Genomic DNA, 16330 nt, shown 5'->3' with positions numbered 1-16330 from the left:
CGCAATTCCATTCTCACCGCTATTTCGGCTCGACTTCGTCCAGGGTCATGCGGTATTCCAAATCCTTCATGTATGATCCATCCGCGTGCAGAAAGACCATACCGAAGTCCATATTCCCGCCGTTTCCATGGAGAATCGCGATCAGCCGGTTAAGGCCGCTCTTCAGGACAAGCTCAAGCTCTGGCTCCGGTATAAACTCGCCGTTCAAAAAAATGGCGTACGGTACATCCGATTGGATTCTCATGCATCCCTTGCGGAACGTCTCGGTTCCATCAGGCACCTGTACGAAGCAGCTCAAGAACCATGGCTCATTCGCGGCATGGGCGATCCGCATCTTTCCGTCCTCGGACCTCCGCTCTTTTTTCTGCATCCAGCCGTACAGGCCTTCTCCCAAATTATTCAGCGAATATTCGGGATCGGTATAATACGTCTTCATGGCTTCGTAATCGACGTAGGGCGGGCAAGACAGCGCCATAACCGCTTCCACGGCCCATGCGCCGTCATCCTTCTCGCTCACCAGTAAGCGGTCATCGAAGGCAGCGCCCAGATTGGCCAGCAGACGAGCGTACAATCGCAGCGCTTTGTCACTGTCAAGATCAGTGTGAAGCTGCGAACAGAGAATGGAACCCGCCCCTATCCTCTCTTCAACGAGAAAAGCACCGGGTCGGCGAGCGTTCCTGCGGTTGATTTCAACCAGCGCAAGACGGCTGTATTCGGATGTGTAACCATTCACGAAATAGTCCTTCCAGGCAGTTCCCTCGATGCTTACGCAAGCATCGGCCGTGCCCGGCACTTCCAGCCGATCACTGGCCAGCGGCCGGTTCACGACATCACGCGGCGAAAGGAATACTTTATCGAAGCCGAACAAGTCAACCGGACTAAAGCCGCGCACGGCGTCGTGGGAGTAATCTGCCGCTAAATGGTAGGCCTCGTGCGGCTCCACGCGTACCGGCCGGCCCAACAAGAGGGCAAGCGTGTCCTGCTGACTGCTGTCCGCCGGCAGGACAAGCACATGCCCGCCGGCTTCGGCATAGCGCTTGACGGCCTCGGCTGCGCCAGGCGACCCAAGCAGGCAGGCTTCGGCCACGAGCAGGCCGAAGGATTGCTCGGGGAATTCGCGCTCCGCAGCTTCACCTATCACCGCTGAGGCATCCAGCACCTTATGGCGCAGCCGAAGTCGGTCGAGGAACGCTGCCGCTGTCCCGCCAGGGCTTACCAGCGCTCCTGCCGTCCGCATCGCCGGGACGGCAGCTTCCTCGGCTCGCCCTGCATAAGCCAGCAGATTGCGCAGCAGCAGACACGCTTGCGGAACTCGGTCTAGATTGGCCATGATCTCAAGCTGATTGGCCAGAAACATGCCGCTCCCGCTCCGATATTCCAGCAGCGGCGACCAAAGATCCCCCCCGTCGCCGAAATCGCCGGCGCTGCACTCCAGCAGCAGGGTGAAATCGCCATGGACCGGCTTTTCGAACGCTGCGCGTATGATCGGCAATGGCCCTTCTTCACGCAGGTCTTCGTGCCAGAACATCAGGTCCTTGTCGCTCAAGCCCTTCAGCACCGGATGACGGTAATCCCCCGCATGGGCGCGCAGAAACGGCCTGCGCGTCAGCGTAAGCCGACCGAGCGACAGGCCGGTCTGCTCCAGCAGAAGCAGACGTCCGCCCCTCGCAACGAAGGCTTTAAGCTCCGCTTCCAGCCTGCCGTCCGGATCCTCCGCTTTGCTGCCAACAATCAGCAAATCATCGGACGACAGCAAGGCGATCGCGTCGCGGTTCGCCCGTCCGCAGCCGGGTACAAGCCGGCGGATCCGGATATAATCCTCTTCAGATCCCCAGTAAGCCGCCGGGCGGCCGACTTCGACAGGATCATGAAGCAAGCTTCCCTGGACAAGCCGGTATTGCTTGCGCAGCTCAAACATCCGACGTTCGCCATGAAACAGAGTGGCCTTCAGCAATGCAGTCCCTTCCGTTTCCACGGGGATCGGAGTCCACGTGATTTCAAAGGCCTTTAGCTCGGCCGGCTCTTGACGGAACGTGAAGATACGCTCAAGCACGATCGTCTCCCCTTGCATGACCTCGCATTCAATCCGCACGTCTTGTGCAGACAACGTGTCGTTGAAGACGTCAAAGCTGCGCGTGATGGGCGCGTCGTCGTAGAAGCAGCCGTTGTATTCGGCCGCGAACATCGTAACCGGCTTCAACGCCTCCGCCATGATGGCGAAAGCCGGATTAGGAAGGTGCATCGGATGATCCGGGAGCATACCGTTGTTGATCGTCAGCGAATAGGCCGGGATCGTCTTGGGGCTAACGCCGGGCAGGCCTGGTTCCAACGGCGGAGCTGCGACGTCGTTCTCCGGCATCGAGCGCATGAAATAATGAGCGAAATTAAACGTGGCTATGCCCGAGACGCCTTGCCGCCGCGCATACTCCACAAACAGGCGTTCCTTTAGCGCCAGCCCGGCCGTGCTTTCGTCCGTACCGCGATAGGCCTGCAGCCCTGCGTACATGCTGGCATTCTGCGGGCATATGTACCACCATCCACCGTGTTCGCCAAAGGTCAAAGGGACGGAACGGTCCCATTGAGCAATGGTGCCGTCGATGTTGTAATGACGGCTTTCCACCTCCGTATGCGCTTTGGACAGCAGCCGATTGTCTCCTTCTGCGATGATCGGCCGCGTGGGATCCAGTTTGCGCATAGCCTCCATGAAGCCGGGAATATGCGACTTGTAGCCGTCCCGGCCGTCTACCCAGCGCATTTCGTTCTGCAAGCTCCACATGATGACCGAAGGATGATTCTTGTCGCGCCGAACGAGCCGCTGAACATGCATTCGACAATGGTCCAAGTATTCGGGATGGTCGGCGAGCATGGATTTGCCCGATCCGTATATGGCCGTTTCGTCGATGATCAGCATACCCTCCTCATCGGCAATCCGCACATAATCTTCCGGATATGGTTCGGCATGCAGACGGATGCTGTTGATCCCGACAGACCGGCACATCCGGTACCAATTACGGATATACGTCTCCGTCTGCTGAAGTGCGCCTTGAAAATGCCACGAATCGCCGCGTAGTTGGATCGGGATCCCGTTCAGCATGAATTGCGGACCGTCGCACCAAAATTCTCGGAAACCGAACACCTGTTCGCTCCGGTCGAGTACCTGCTCACCTGCTACAAGTTCAAGCACCGCGACATAAAGGAATGGCGTGTCTGGATTCCACAGCTTGGCATCCTGCCAATCCAGGGTGAAGGAGGCGCGATAAACCGCTCCGCCGCGTTCGTTCTCGCACAACCGAAGCATCCCGGCAGCCGAGAGATCGACCTGTTCAGCGGGCTGCTCCGCCTGGAGGACCGGAACGGCCGGCTTGTCTTCGGCTTCCGGTCTGCCTCCTGTCCTTCTCTCCACGAGGAGCCTTTCCGTTTCAATTCCACGCCCCTGAGCTTGCTGTGGCTTCGCATCTTGAGCCCCGTATCGATGGGTGCCGCTGCCTGACGAATCGGCATCCCTTGCCTCCGAATGTTCTCCATCTTGTCGCAATATGCCAAGCTCCCGCACGCTCAGCCTCACGTGGATCGGCCCAAGATCTGCAACCGTTTCTGCCGTCCCGACGATAACCGTAAGCTCCAAGCGCTTCTTACGCACGGACGTACAAATGGTTACATCCTCCAGTGAAAGAACCGGGTAGCTTTCCAGATAGACATCCTGCCATATCCCTCTGGCGACATTGCCAAACCATGAACCTGTCAATCCCGTCACTTTCTCCATGCCGGACGGGAGCTTCACTCTGTCGAAGCTCCCGCATAGGACATGGAGATGATGCTCACGGCCCGGCGCTACGCTTGACGTAATATCGAGCCGCAGCGGCAGGTAGCCGTCCTCCCATACCGCGACTTCCGCCCCGTCGAGAAATAGGACGGCTTTTTGCATAATGCCGTCCAGCCGCAGCACGATCCGCTGACCGGCCATGTGTTCGGGGATCCGGAAGCTGCGGTGCAGAACGCCCGCTTCCGCGGCGTCCCACGCCTTGGGATAGCTGTAGAGACTCATCGGAGCATATCCGTGTTCGCGAATTTCGCCGAACGTTCTGCCGTTTGGCTGCTCGTACGACCGTCTCCAGCTGGAAGGGACCAGGACGGGCTCCGGCTCGTAGACGATCTCATCCGGAAGCTGCCGGCACTGCGGCTGACCGTACAGCGCCATGAAGTCCCACTCTCCGTTCAGGCACCATCGGTTACGCATGCTTTGTACCCTGCCTTTCGTCGGAGATGCGCACTTCCCGTACAAGCTCCAGCTCCCGCCAGATCTCCTGTCCGCTCGGCGACTCCTCCCACTTGATAAAGTGCGGATCCATCGCCGCCGCCCAATCATCCGGCCGAAGCGAAGTATTCAGCTTCCCTTTGTAAGGCGCTGGCTCAAGCGTAGCGGGAAGCTCGGAATAGAAAAAGAGCATATTCTCATGCAGGCCGATGATCCCGTACTTGTCCCCATCGCCCGGCCGTTCTTCCTGGTACTGATAATGATAGTATACGTAGCTGGCTGTCTCTTCAGGCTTCAGCCGGGCGATCCTTCCATACGGCACGCTGTCATTATTCCTACGCTTCCAATGCTGCTCCGAAGCGGGGGCTTGGTAATGAAAAATATCGGACATGGCCGCCCATCGACGTTCCGCTCCTCCTCCCGGCCAAACGGCCAGCCACGGATTGGCTTCCGGCAGCAGTATTTCCGGAAGGACCTGCTCGCCTCGGCATTCATAATAAAGAAACAACCGGCGTCCATCCGCAAACAAGCTTAATCGGGATACGCCCTCCCGCTTCATCGTATCTTCGACCGTTTGAATAAACCGTTCCCCGCGAAGCCGGGAACGGATATTTCCCTCGATTCCCTCGGCCCTATATAAACATCGTTGCATGAATGGCATGCAGCACCTCCTGCTGTCAATTTTGATGTTACAGGATGTCTCAATCTCATGAAGCTGAAGCTTTCTTTTGCGATAGTAAAAGGCGGCCCCCCCTGATACCGGGAGGACACGCCGCATATCTTATGGCACCACCGAGAAGCGGATATCGTCAAACAGCATATAATCGAATCCGCTGACATAGAAGCCCACTTTGCCTGAAGGCTGATGATTCGGGTCCGAAGCGGCAAGTCTTGGCTCGTTGTTCACGTAAACCGCGACATCCCCGTTCTTCACGACGACCTTGACCGCATATTCCGTGTCCGACAGGAAGTCGCGATTCGGCAAAGAGGTCTCGGCGATCTTCTGCCATGCCGAATCGTACAGGATCCAGGACGAGGTTCCGTCCGCACGGGATCGATAGCCGATCCGGGTCGAACCGCTGCCCGCCTGACGGTCGAAAATATAAAAGGTTCCTTCCTCCGGCATCGACGACGGGGTCTTTAGCTTGAATTCGAGTACATACGCTTCAAAGACGCGGTCCAGCAGACCCGTGGCACCGTTCAAAATTTTGTATCGGCGATTGCCGTCCGGATCCGCCGCGATGCTGCGGTTCGGGTCTACCGGCCAGCCGTTGCCGCCCGATTCGAAGTCGGTTTCGTGCATGATCCCCGAAACGGTCACCGCGATATCCGCCTTGATAAGCGGATTGACGACGGACACTGCGGTAATGATGGTCTGTCCTTCATATACGGCATGGACGACGCCCGTATCGCTTACCTCCGCCACGGATGGATCGGCGGATTGCCAAGTAATGCCGCTATCCGGGGTATCCACGGGATCGAGCGTTACCTGCACCTGATGCTGCTCGCCGGCGGCAAGCCGTATTTCGCGCTCGGACGGTATGATGCCGGCCAGCTCCGTGCTCAGCGCCTTGAACCGGATGTCGTCAAACAGCATGTGGCTGACGTTGTTGACATAGAATCCGACCTTGCCTGCCGCATTATGGCCCGGATCGGCTGCCTTGAGACGGATTTGGCCGTCCACGTATACGCTGACATCGCCGCCTTTGACCAGCACCTTGATCTCGTATTCCGTGTTTGGCTGCAGGTCGTGGCCGCGTAGCTTCTCTTCGCGCAGCACGGTCCAGTCTCCGTTATACAGCAGCCAGGAGGAGGATCCGTCCGGACGTGTTTTGTAACCGACGCGGGTCGAGCCGCTGCTCGCCTGGCGATCGAACACGTACAGCGTAGCGTTTTCACCGATCGATTCGGGCGTCTTCAGCTTGAAGCTCAGCTCATATTCGGCGAAGGTTTTCTCGCTGAGTGCGGTAGCCCCGTTCAGTATTTTATACCAGCGGTTGTCGCCTTCTTTGACGATGCTGCGGTTCGCGTCCTGCGGCCAGCCGTTCGCCCCCGACTCGAAATTCGTGAAATCCATGACGCCGTCTCCGGCTTCGACCGTGACGTCCACCGCTGCTGTGAGCTGCGGATTCTCCGCCGACGCCACGGTGATGACCGTTTGGCCCACCGCCTGACCCGTGACGATGCCGTTATTATCGACCGTGGCGACACCGGGATCAACCGACGTGAAGACCAGCTTCGGATTATCCGCGTTCCATGGGAGGACCGCCGTGCGCAGCTTCACTGTTTTCCAACGGTCTACCGTGATTTGGTTGTCATAAACCACCACGTTTTGCACCGGGTAGCTGTCCGGGCTGCTCGTGGTACCTGCTTTCCCGTTAATGCCGATCTCGTGAAACGGAATATCCGGGAAGCCGGGGATGGCCTGGAATACCTGCGCATCCGGACGCAGCGACAGATCGCCTCCCGCCAGATTGACGAAACCAGGATCCTCGTTAGTAACCCAGTTATCCTCATATTGGACCAGATTGAATTTGTCGTACGCACCTTCCGCATTGGTTGTCGAGCTTCGCGGAACTGTCGGATTGTATACGACGTTGCCGTGGAACGTGTTCGTGTCCGGATAATAGCGGTTTTCCGTGAAAAAATTCGCCAGCTCCGGATATTTGGACAGATACGGCGTCCCGATGAAGTCGTTGTTAGCCTCGAACAGCGCCTCCCACTTCGGCATGTAATTCAGCGGAACCTGATCGTCCGGCTCGTCGCCGAGAAACAAATCCGCGTAGTCGTACGGAATCTTGCTGTCCACGAATATATTGTTGCGGGTCAAAATATGCGCGCCGCCGTTGTTTTTGATCGCCGAGTTGCCCATTTTATAAAAGATGTTCTCGTCGATCTTCAGTCCCATCGTGAAGTTATCGGGATATACCCCTTCCACGCCGGGCTTGGCTTCGCCGATGTTATGGAAGTAATTGCGGCCGATGACGGTGCCCCGCTGCTGCGGCGTTTCGCCCGCGTTCATGTATATGGCGCCGAGATCCGAGAAGGTTTTGCAAACGTCATAAATGTCGTTGTACTCTACAAGATGATCATTGCCGAAGATCAGCACCCCGGGATGAGGAGCATCATGCAGCTCGTTGTGCGACATGCGGTTGCCCACTCCGGACAAGAGGACGCCCGGATTGTAAGCCTTATGGTAATAGGCAAAATCATGAATGTGCGAGTTCTCCACGGCGTTGTTGCCCGGCTCGAGCGTTGTCTTGTCGCCTCCGGTGAGCGTGACGGCGGTTCCCCCGATATGGTGGATGTGGGTGTACTCGATCTTGTGGTCAGTTCCGGGAACCCCCGTAAAGTCGTTATAATGGAACCGGCTCTGGGTGTTGACCAGCACGCCGCTGTTGGTGAAGTTGCGTATTTCGCTATGGAGGACGCGCATATGGCTTCCGCCCATGAAGACGACCGCCGAATCGCGCCCGTTCTCCAGGATCAGCTCCGAGAAATCGATATATGATGCGTCCAATGCATTGATCATCGGCGTCTTCAGCATCGTCACTTCAATGGAAGGATTCGCGGTCATAAATTCGGCATTCGGTAGAAAATAGAGCTTTCCGGCCTGTCGGTCGATGTAATACTCGCCGGGCATATCGATCTCCTCCAGCAGGTTTTGCGCGAAATGGAAATCCGGGTACCAATTTTTGAAAATGCCGCTCATTTCCCCGTACCTGAGCGTTATGCTTTTGGCTTCGGTGTCGATGGAAGCGATTTTGTTGTAGGACCATTCCCAGCTGTAGCCGAAAATGCCATCCAGCCAGATGTCGTCCGCCTGTGTCCAGTATTGCGGTCTGTCATACGTATACGTAAAGGTCCCGCCTCTTGAATGGACCTCCCCGTTCGGATCTTTCCGCGTCGGTCCGGGATCGAGGATTTCGTCCATTTGGACGGTTCCTTCGTTCGGCCAGCGTGCCAGCGTCATCCCTTGCCCGCCCACGTACAACTCCATCGGCGGCACCTTGCTCAAATCGTTGGCCAAGTAATAACCGTGCCGGCTCATCTCGCCGTAATCGGTTATGCCGAGGCCGGCCAGATCGGCGACCAGCACTTCGTTTCTTGCTTCTTCGCTAATCATCCGGTTCAGTACGGCAGGATCGGCTACCGGAACGAATGCGGATTTCTCCAGCTGCTTGGAACCGGACAAGACGACCGTTTCGCCCGGATAGGCCGTATAGGTTACCGGCTTCCCCGCCTCCCCCGAATCCTGCAAACCCAGCTCAAAGCTGGATGCGCGCTCGTACCGGCCTTCCCGAAGATAGACCGTGACGCCGCCTCGAGGCAGCCCTTTCTTCGCTTTCAACGCCCGAATGGCGTCACGTGCTTTTTCCAACGTTCGGAACGGTTTGTTGATCGTCCCTTTGTTCGAGTCATTTCCGTCCAAGGCTACGTAAAAAGCCGTCCCGTGCGGATTTCCATAAGCCGACGCCGTCTCGGCGGCCGGCAGAAATGGATACAGCGCGAACAACAAGCTTGCCGCCAGTGCCGCAAGCACAAGCTTCTTCATAAATCGCTCCCCTTCCTCCAGCGTGGAATCCGGTCAGCTTTGCCTACGCCGTGCGCAGTGTCGTCAAAGCCCACCCAGGCAGCAGGTTTCTCCCGTTTCGTCTCCATCCGTCCATAAACTTACTGGCCGTTTACTTCAAGCCCTTATCTTTCAGGAATTGCTCGAACTGACGCGTCACCTCCTCCACGTATTTATCTTCGCCCGCCTCCTTCAGCTTGCCGTAAAGAACGGGCCAGGTCTCCTCGAAATCGAGCGTTCCGGTCACGAGTCCGCGTTTGTACTCGCCCCATACGGCATTCAGGTTCGCGATTTCCGTGCTGACCGGCTCGGAATTGAACTTGAAGGCGCCGACCGGATTGATTTCAGAGCTTTCGTTGATTTTTTTCGTTTCCTCCCATATGTTCTCCGGTTGGCCTTCCTTCAGGTAGGAATTGAAGACGCTGCCGAAGACCCAATCCATGTTCGGACGGTACCTGGAATCCGGCATAGCTTTGATATACTCCCCGCTCAGCTTCTCATAATGCACGCCCTCTAAGCCGTTGATCATCAAGTTGTAGAGCTCCTTGTCGGTATTGATCAGATTGAGCAGCATCATGGCCCGTTCCGGATTCGGCGAAGTGCGGCTGATCGACTGGTTGGTCGTCGCCGAATAACCGTTGGAGAACCAATCGCTGAGCGGGATGATGATGACATCGTTGCCGCCGTTCTTCGGCTTGACCTCTGCTTCGACTCCAGGCTTCAGCGTGACGTCGAACTCGACGGCGATCTGGCCCTTGGATTGGTAGTCGGTCATTTTTTCCGTGGCCGCGTCCTTGTGGATGTACCCGGCTTTATACCATTTGCTGGCCAGGCGGAAATTGTCCAGCTCCTCCTCCGGATAGCGATGGAGCGTATAGGACGGGTCATCGGTCTTGATGTAGAAATGATCATCAAGCCCCGGAACGACCCAATATTGATCGTCATGCGCCTGCGGGTTGACAAACGAGCCGCCGAACAGGCCGATCGGAATGATGCCCGGCTCGTTCTGCTTGATTTGCTCAAGGAACGGCTCAATATCCGCTATTGTTTTGATCGTGGTAGGATCCAAGCCGTATTTGTCGGCAAACCGCTTCTGCACGATAAAGCCGTATCTTGACCCGTTGATTTGCTGATTCGGGATGCCGTAAATTTCCCCGTCCACCGAGAGGCCATCCCACATCACCTGAGGGACGTCCGTCTTCAGCTGCGGCGCATACTCATCCAAGAGCCCGTTCAGCGGTTGAATAGCCCCTTTCCGTACAAGCTCTTCCGGTTTCAGCATGTAACCGGTCCAGAGAATGTCGAATTTCTCGCCTGCCGCCAGTACGGTATTCATCTTCTGCACGTAATCCCCGATTGCGACGGGCATCAGCTTGACGGTGGCGTTCAGCTTCTCCTTCACGATTTTGTTGATCTCCTCTTCGACCTTCTTCTGGTCCGGCTGCAGCTGCAGCAGCGGATAATACCAAGTCAGCTCTGCGGGCTCAAGCCCGCTAGCGCCGCTCGCCTCCGGCGTCGATCCTTGCGTGCCGGTCGTTCCGCTGCCCGTATCGCTCTTCCCGCCGCTGCCTCCGCAGCCGGCAAGCGCGGACAGGGCGATCAGGATGACCGCGAGCAATCCGAATAATCTTTTTTTCATGACATGACCTCCTGAATGTTTATTGGTTGTTGTATGTTAACCCTTAAGGGAGCCAACCGTAAGCCCTTTCACGAAGAACCGCTGGAAGAACGGAAAGATGATCAGCATCGGCCCGCCGGCCAGCACCGCGATCGCCATTCTTGCCGAGTTGTTCGGAAAGCTGGATAAATCGATGCCCAGCTGCTGCGAAAATTCCGAATTGGAGGTTATGAACTCGATGCTGCCCAGCGTTCGCACAAGCAGCAGCTGCAGCGGCACCTTGTCGGGATCGTCGATATACAGCATGGCGTTGAACCATTCGTTCCAGTACGTGAACGAGATAAGCAAACCCAGCGTGGCCAAGGCAGGCGTGGATAGCGGCAATATGATCCGGAAAAAGATACGCAGTTCCCTTGCCCCGTCGATTTTGGCGGATTCCACGATTTCAAGCGGAATTTTGGACATGAATCCCTTCATGACCATGATGTTGAAGGGCGAGAGCAGAACCGGCAGGATTAGTGCAAGCAAGCTGTCCTTTAAATGCAGGTATTGGGTGATGAGAATATAGGAAGGGACGAGCCCGCCGCTGAACAGCATCGTGAAGAACACGTAAAACGTCGTTATCCTGTTGTAGCGGTAATCCGGTCTCGAGATGACGTATGCGGTCATCGCGGTGAGCAAAAGCCCTGCCAGTGCTCCAATGACGGTCACCGTGATCGTGACCCCGTATGCCCGCAGCAAAATGTCGGGTGCGTCCAGAAGATAGCGATAAGCCTCCAGGCTGAACGATTCGGGAAAAAACTGATAGCCCTTGTCGGTAAGCGACGCTTCGTCCGTCAGCGAAACCGCGACAACGAGCAGAAAAGGCAGGACGATGGCCAGCGATAGCAGGATGAACAGCAGATGGATCAACATTTTGGATAGTTCGAATTTCTTCGGCATCGGATATCCTCCTTCTTACCACAGGGAATGCTCTGGATTGATTTTGCGCACGATCCCGTTCGCCGCCAGCACGAGCACGAAACCGACAACCGACTGATAGAAGCCTGTGGCCGCCGACATGCTGACATTACCGATCTCGCGAAGTGCGCGGTACACGTACGTATCGATAATATCCGTGGATCCGTACAGGAAGCCGGAGTTGTTCGGAATGAAATAATGCAGTCCGAAGTCGCCGCGGAACATGTTGCCGATGGACAAAATCAGCAGAATGATGACCAGCGGAGCCAGCAGCGGGACCGTAATTCTCATGGCCATCTGCCATTTCGTCGCACCGTCGATCCGGGCGGCCTCGTAATACTCGCTGTTAATGCCGATAATGCCCGCAAAATAAATAAGCGTGTTGAAACCGACTGCCTTCCATAAATGAACAAGAATGAGAATGGCCGGCCATGCCTCGGCCGTCTGGTACCAACTGATCGGATCCATGCCGAACATTTGCAAGGTGCGGTTAATGAAACCGTCAGAATGGTTCAGGAAGGCATATGCCACGTATCCGACCAGCACCCAGGATAGAAAGTGGGGCAGAAACAGCGCGGTCTGATAAAATTTGCTCCATTTCGCCCTGAGCTCATTCATCAGAATGGCCAATAGCAGCGCAGCGGCCGTGGTAGCTGCAATGTAAGCGGCATTATACAGCACCGTATTGCGCGTGATCCGCCAAGCCGTATCGGTCGAGAACAAATAACGGAAGTTTTCCAGACCTACCCATTCACTGCCGAATATGCCGAGATCGTAGCGGTAATGCTTGAAGGCGATGATCAATCCCACCAATGGAATATAGGCAAAGATCAGCTTGTACAGAATCCCCGGCAGGGATAAGAGAAACAGCTCGCGGTTGTTTCGAAAATGGCGAAGCTCCCTGCGAAGCGCCGATTTTTTTGGGCGAGTGCCCGCTGGTTCTGAATCCGGGTCGGGCCCGGTTCCCGATCGGTTCGCCGGTTCCGCGCCCATAGAGCCCGATAGTGTTATCTTCTTCAACATAGCGAAAGCCCCTTCCTTTCCTTGTGCACTTCTTGCCTGCGTTCCAGGCTTTGCACGTTTAACGATAGCTCAAACGCGGTACTTTCCGTTACTGTACAATTTCAGGATTGCTGTACAGGCGGACTGTAGGGATTTCGGAATGCTGTACAGACGGCTGTATAGATCCAAGATTGCTGCACTTGAAAAATTTCAGGGCCTCTGCCGACACTAAGGGGCTACCATTCTCGCATCATCGATGCAAAGCCAAGGTGCAGGAGACAGTGCTTTTCAGTTACGCGTTGATCCAACTGGTCGATGGGGCTCGCAGCTTGCTTCGAACCTGCTGGTTCGCTCGCATTCGAATGGATATCATTGTCGGAGCACGGCATGGCAAAAACCCGCAATCGGCAAAACTTGCCTGCGGGTCTGATGGGACCTGTGCGATTTAAGTACTGCGCTCGATGGCGCATTTCAGGCGGTACTCTTTCGGGGTCGTTCCATACCGGCGCTTGAACAGCCGATAGAAATAGCTTTCATTGCCGAAGCCTACCTTCTCCATGATTTCCGCCACGGTCAATTGCTGCTGCTCCAGATACTGCTGGGCACGGGCAAGCCTAGTCGCGTTGATCTGGTCGACTACCGTCGCACCTTCCTGAGCCTTGAACACTTGCCCCAAATAGACGGAACTCATCTTCAGCATATCGGCGATCTTCTGTACGTTGAGGTCCGGATCGGCATAATGCTTATCGATCATTTCCTTGACGGTATCCGCAAGCAGCCGGTTTTTATCCTCGCGTCCGCTCCTGCGCTGCTCGAACACCTCCCGCACGACGTCCAGTAGCACGCACTCGATCTCGTCCAGCGTCTCTTTTTCGAGAATGCGGCGGTTGATCGCCTGCAGATTGACCGACACCGGGTTCAAGTTGTTATTATTCATTTCACCAAGCGTATGGCTGAGCGTCATGGTCAAATGCAGCAGCGCCGAAAACATGCCGTCAAAGCTAAACTCGGAAAGATGCTCCCTCCAGCTACGAATCGCTTGCTCCGTCTCTTCCGGATTGCCGCCCTTTAAGCCCTCCGTCAGCCGGCGTTCCAGTTCCTTCGGAATGGTAAGCGATTCGTTCCGCTCGTTCCTGCGGATCATATCCGGCCGGATCACCGCGCCCTTACCGAATATCATGCGATAGTTGGAATGCCGCAGCGCCAGATTGTAATGTTTCGTAAGCTGGCGATAATCCTCGAAGGTATCGCTTAGCGTTACGGTGAACGTAATCCGATAGAAGCGGAGAATGGTTTGCTGAAGTTCACGGAAATGTTCGTGCAAGGACTCGAGGTGACCGGAATCGCCCCCGACAACAAAAACGAGATGGCCGCTCTTCATATCCGCCGCCTCGCAGGAGCCGCCATGGCGCAGCAACTCCTGGCCGATATTCGCGATGGCGAAGGAATAGAGCTCTTCCGCCCGGGGAACCGGCTGCAGAACCTGGCTTTGCAGGTCGTCGAGCTGCACAAGCGCAAGTCGAAGCGGTGACGGATGCGCGATATCGATCCCGTACTGCTCCTTCATCCGCATAAACGCTGCTTCGTCCATGCTGTCGCTTGTGCCGATCAGGCTCCGCAGATGATATAACTTGGCGATATTCCATTGCGTGGCCCGCTCCTGTTCCAATCCTCTGAGCTTGCCGATCATTTCCGTTACGTTCTCCGTGATCAGGGACAGCTCATCCTTGGCTTTGGCGTCTCCACGTCCATCGTAGGGCACCAGCGTAAGCAGGCGTCCTACCGGTTTGTATAGCCGGAGCGAAATCAGTACGGACAGCAGCAAAGCCAGCATGGCCACGGACAATGTCACGGCCATTTCCGTCCACCGCATCTGGCGGACGCTGCCCAGCACGTCGTCATAGTCTTGAAGGCTGATGATCTGCCAGTCGTTTAAGCCTTTGCTTAAATAGGTGACCTTATATTTCTTATCGCCTTGTTGATGGATGAAGGAGTCCGGTGTATGGTTTGCCGAGCCCATCCGTCCGAGTAAATCTCTCTTGATGTCCAGCCCGGGCGGTAGCTTGCGGTCGCCCGCCATCAGCACTTGACCATCGCCGTCCGTAACGAACAGGACGTCGTTTTCCCGTTCGGCGACCCGATTAAGCGCTTTCACATTATCCAGCATCCACCCCGGCTTCACGGTCAAGATGAGCGCGTTCCGATTGACGGAACCGAGGCTCGGCCCATCATATATGAAAAATGCGAACACGTCGATGCCTTCGTTCTCCCCGTCGAGATCGAGCGGAATGAGCTGCAGCTTCGGCAGGTCCGCACGAGCGTCCATGTAATCTTCCAGTGCGCCGTAAAGAACGCGCGTATCCATATCATGGCTCAGCGACGAGAAAAAACGGCCTTGTTTGCCGTTATAAAAAACGGCGGAGTGCAAGTACGGGGAAGCAGCAACCGTGCGGTTCAAACGTTCAATCTTCAGGATGCTCTGCTTATAATCCGCCCCGGATTTCAGTGCGATGAGCTCTTCGTCGTTATACAGCGATACCGCCAAATCCTTCACGATCCCGTTCATGTTCTCGATGTTGTAGTTGATTTGGGTGAGCAGCTTGACGTCGGCTTCATGCTGGAGGCTCAACACTTTGTCACGGGCGGCGGCGTTCAGAAAGAGGGAGGCTATGGCGAGCATGGCGACGACGAGCATAAAGCTCAGGATAATCCGCTGCAAATATTTGCGAGAGCGGAGGGTTTGCAGCAAGTTCATGGGACCACTCTCCTGCAAGTTTAGGTGGCTTTACTATAAGCCGCCGGGATTTTCATTGTCAATCTGCATTTTCGAAATATTACCCTGTACGGGATACGCACTGACCGTATCTCTGGGTATTGCCGTATGATCAGGGCTGCTCAGGTGACCCGCCCATCGCCATCCCTCTTCTGCCGAAGCATCTGCCGATAAGCACCTGGCGTCATGCCAACCTTGGCGGTAAATAGGCGCGTCATGTAGTTCGAATCGCGTATTCCCACGCGTTCCGCGATCTCGGAAATGCCAAGCACCGTGCCGCCAAGCAGTTTCTTGGCCTCCTCCAGGCGCAGGTGCAGCACGTACTGCAGTGGCGTTTTGCCGATATGCCTCTTCATGCATCTTGCGATATAACTCGCTTGGAAGTGGAGCTTTTCCTCCAGCGCGGCCCGTTCAAACGGCTCCTTCCAATGTTCGTTTAAATAGGATGCGGCGGCCTGGGCCAGCCGGACGGAAGGCTCCGGCTCGGACGTCCGGGCGCAGCCAGCCTGCAGCGCTGCAAACAGCTCGGTCAGCAAAAGGTGGAGCTGGAGCGCATTTTCCCCGTTCAGTCTGTTGTGGGTATCGTTCAATCCGCGCAGCATCGGCTCCACGGTTTGCACCTCGAAGGGTGCAAACTTCGGCAAGTACATGCGCTGCTGCGGAGAAGGCTCAATGTCTTCGACCGTGCCCTTGGATAGCAGGTTCGACCAGGGGATATCTTCCCGACGGATGTGAACGGCCGGATGCCCATGGATGAAATGCACCCAATAAATCTCCGTATGCTCCGAGCAGGCTCGGTGCCCGACATGCGGCAGTCCCGCTTCCAGCACCAGCAGCTTTCCCGCGCCGACCTCATACTCCGTCTGTTCTTCGGTCATATAGAACGTTCCTTTCGTAACCAGAAGCAGGTCATAAACGCCGAAGGTGCGGGCGAAATGCCTGTCTCCCGGCTTCCATACGGCATGTCCGGCCGTAACGAATTGCGGCAGCGGCGGTATGGCGAATTCTAAGCACAGCACGGCCGTCCCCTCCTTTTCGCAAGTTCATTTTGTGCTAATCAAAGTCTATATTATCACTGGTTGCCCGCATGAAAAAGAGGTACATTTGATCACGAGAAACCGCTCTCATATAGCGACTAAGGAGGTTGTT

At 56.0% G+C, this 16330-nt stretch carries 8 protein-coding genes; all 8 read right to left on the bottom strand.

Annotation, left to right across the window (positions count from 1 at the left end; all coding sequences use genetic code 11):
- Positions 1-19: 19 nt before the first annotated feature.
- The 8 genes from M1D70_RS14205 to M1D70_RS14170 all read right to left on the bottom strand — a co-directional run bounded on the left by M1D70_RS14205 (position 20) and on the right by M1D70_RS14170 (position 16200).
- Positions 20-4237, bottom strand: coding sequence for a glycoside hydrolase family 2 protein (locus M1D70_RS14205; protein WP_456290211.1), 4218 nt, complete (start codon positions 4235-4237; stop codon positions 20-22).
- Entirely contained in the window at positions 4230-4916 is a 687-nt protein-coding gene (locus tag M1D70_RS14200) for a hypothetical protein (RefSeq protein ID WP_456290210.1), read from the bottom strand. The genes M1D70_RS14205 and M1D70_RS14200 overlap by 8 nt, the downstream gene beginning before the upstream one ends.
- A gap of 120 nt (positions 4917-5036) precedes the next feature.
- On the bottom strand, positions 5037-8810 hold the full coding sequence (locus M1D70_RS14195) for an Ig-like domain-containing protein (RefSeq protein WP_456290209.1): 3774 nt from the start codon (positions 8808-8810) through the stop codon (positions 5037-5039).
- A gap of 130 nt (positions 8811-8940) precedes the next feature.
- Complete coding sequence (locus tag M1D70_RS14190) at positions 8941-10467, bottom strand: ABC transporter substrate-binding protein (RefSeq protein WP_456290208.1); 1527 nt, start codon at positions 10465-10467, stop codon at positions 8941-8943.
- A 36-nt stretch (positions 10468-10503) separates the two neighbouring features.
- Positions 10504-11388: a carbohydrate ABC transporter permease gene (locus M1D70_RS14185; protein WP_456290207.1), complete on the bottom strand. Its 885-nt coding sequence runs from the start codon at positions 11386-11388 to the stop codon at positions 10504-10506.
- A gap of 15 nt (positions 11389-11403) precedes the next feature.
- Entirely contained in the window at positions 11404-12429 is a 1026-nt protein-coding gene (locus M1D70_RS14180; RefSeq protein ID WP_009594651.1) for an ABC transporter permease, read from the bottom strand.
- A 424-nt stretch (positions 12430-12853) separates the two neighbouring features.
- On the bottom strand, positions 12854-15163 hold the full coding sequence (locus M1D70_RS14175) for a helix-turn-helix domain-containing protein (RefSeq protein WP_456290206.1): 2310 nt from the start codon (positions 15161-15163) through the stop codon (positions 12854-12856).
- A 140-nt stretch (positions 15164-15303) separates the two neighbouring features.
- A complete protein-coding gene (locus M1D70_RS14170; RefSeq protein WP_456290204.1) occupies positions 15304-16200 on the bottom strand; it encodes a helix-turn-helix transcriptional regulator in 897 nt (298 codons plus the stop codon).
- Between the last annotated feature and the right edge of the window lie 130 nt (positions 16201-16330).

The sequence above is a fragment of the Paenibacillus sp. AK002 genome, assembly GCF_053903045.1.
This window is presented reverse-complemented; position numbering and strand designations above follow the sequence as displayed.

Bases quoted from the DNA above. Each gene is read 5' to 3' on its own strand.
- M1D70_RS14205 (WP_456290211.1), bottom strand. From the start codon at position 4,237: ATGCGTAACCGATGGTGCCTGAACGGAGAGTGGGACTTCATGGCGCTG.
- M1D70_RS14200 (WP_456290210.1), bottom strand. From the start codon at position 4,916: ATGCCATTCATGCAACGATGTTTATATAGGGCCGAGGGAATCGAGGGA.
- M1D70_RS14195 (WP_456290209.1), bottom strand. From the start codon at position 8,810: ATGAAGAAGCTTGTGCTTGCGGCACTGGCGGCAAGCTTGTTGTTCGCG.
- M1D70_RS14190 (WP_456290208.1), bottom strand. From the start codon at position 10,467: ATGAAAAAAAGATTATTCGGATTGCTCGCGGTCATCCTGATCGCCCTG.
- M1D70_RS14185 (WP_456290207.1), bottom strand. From the start codon at position 11,388: ATGCCGAAGAAATTCGAACTATCCAAAATGTTGATCCATCTGCTGTTC.
- M1D70_RS14180 (WP_009594651.1), bottom strand. From the start codon at position 12,429: ATGTTGAAGAAGATAACACTATCGGGCTCTATGGGCGCGGAACCGGCG.
- M1D70_RS14175 (WP_456290206.1), bottom strand. From the start codon at position 15,163: ATGAACTTGCTGCAAACCCTCCGCTCTCGCAAATATTTGCAGCGGATT.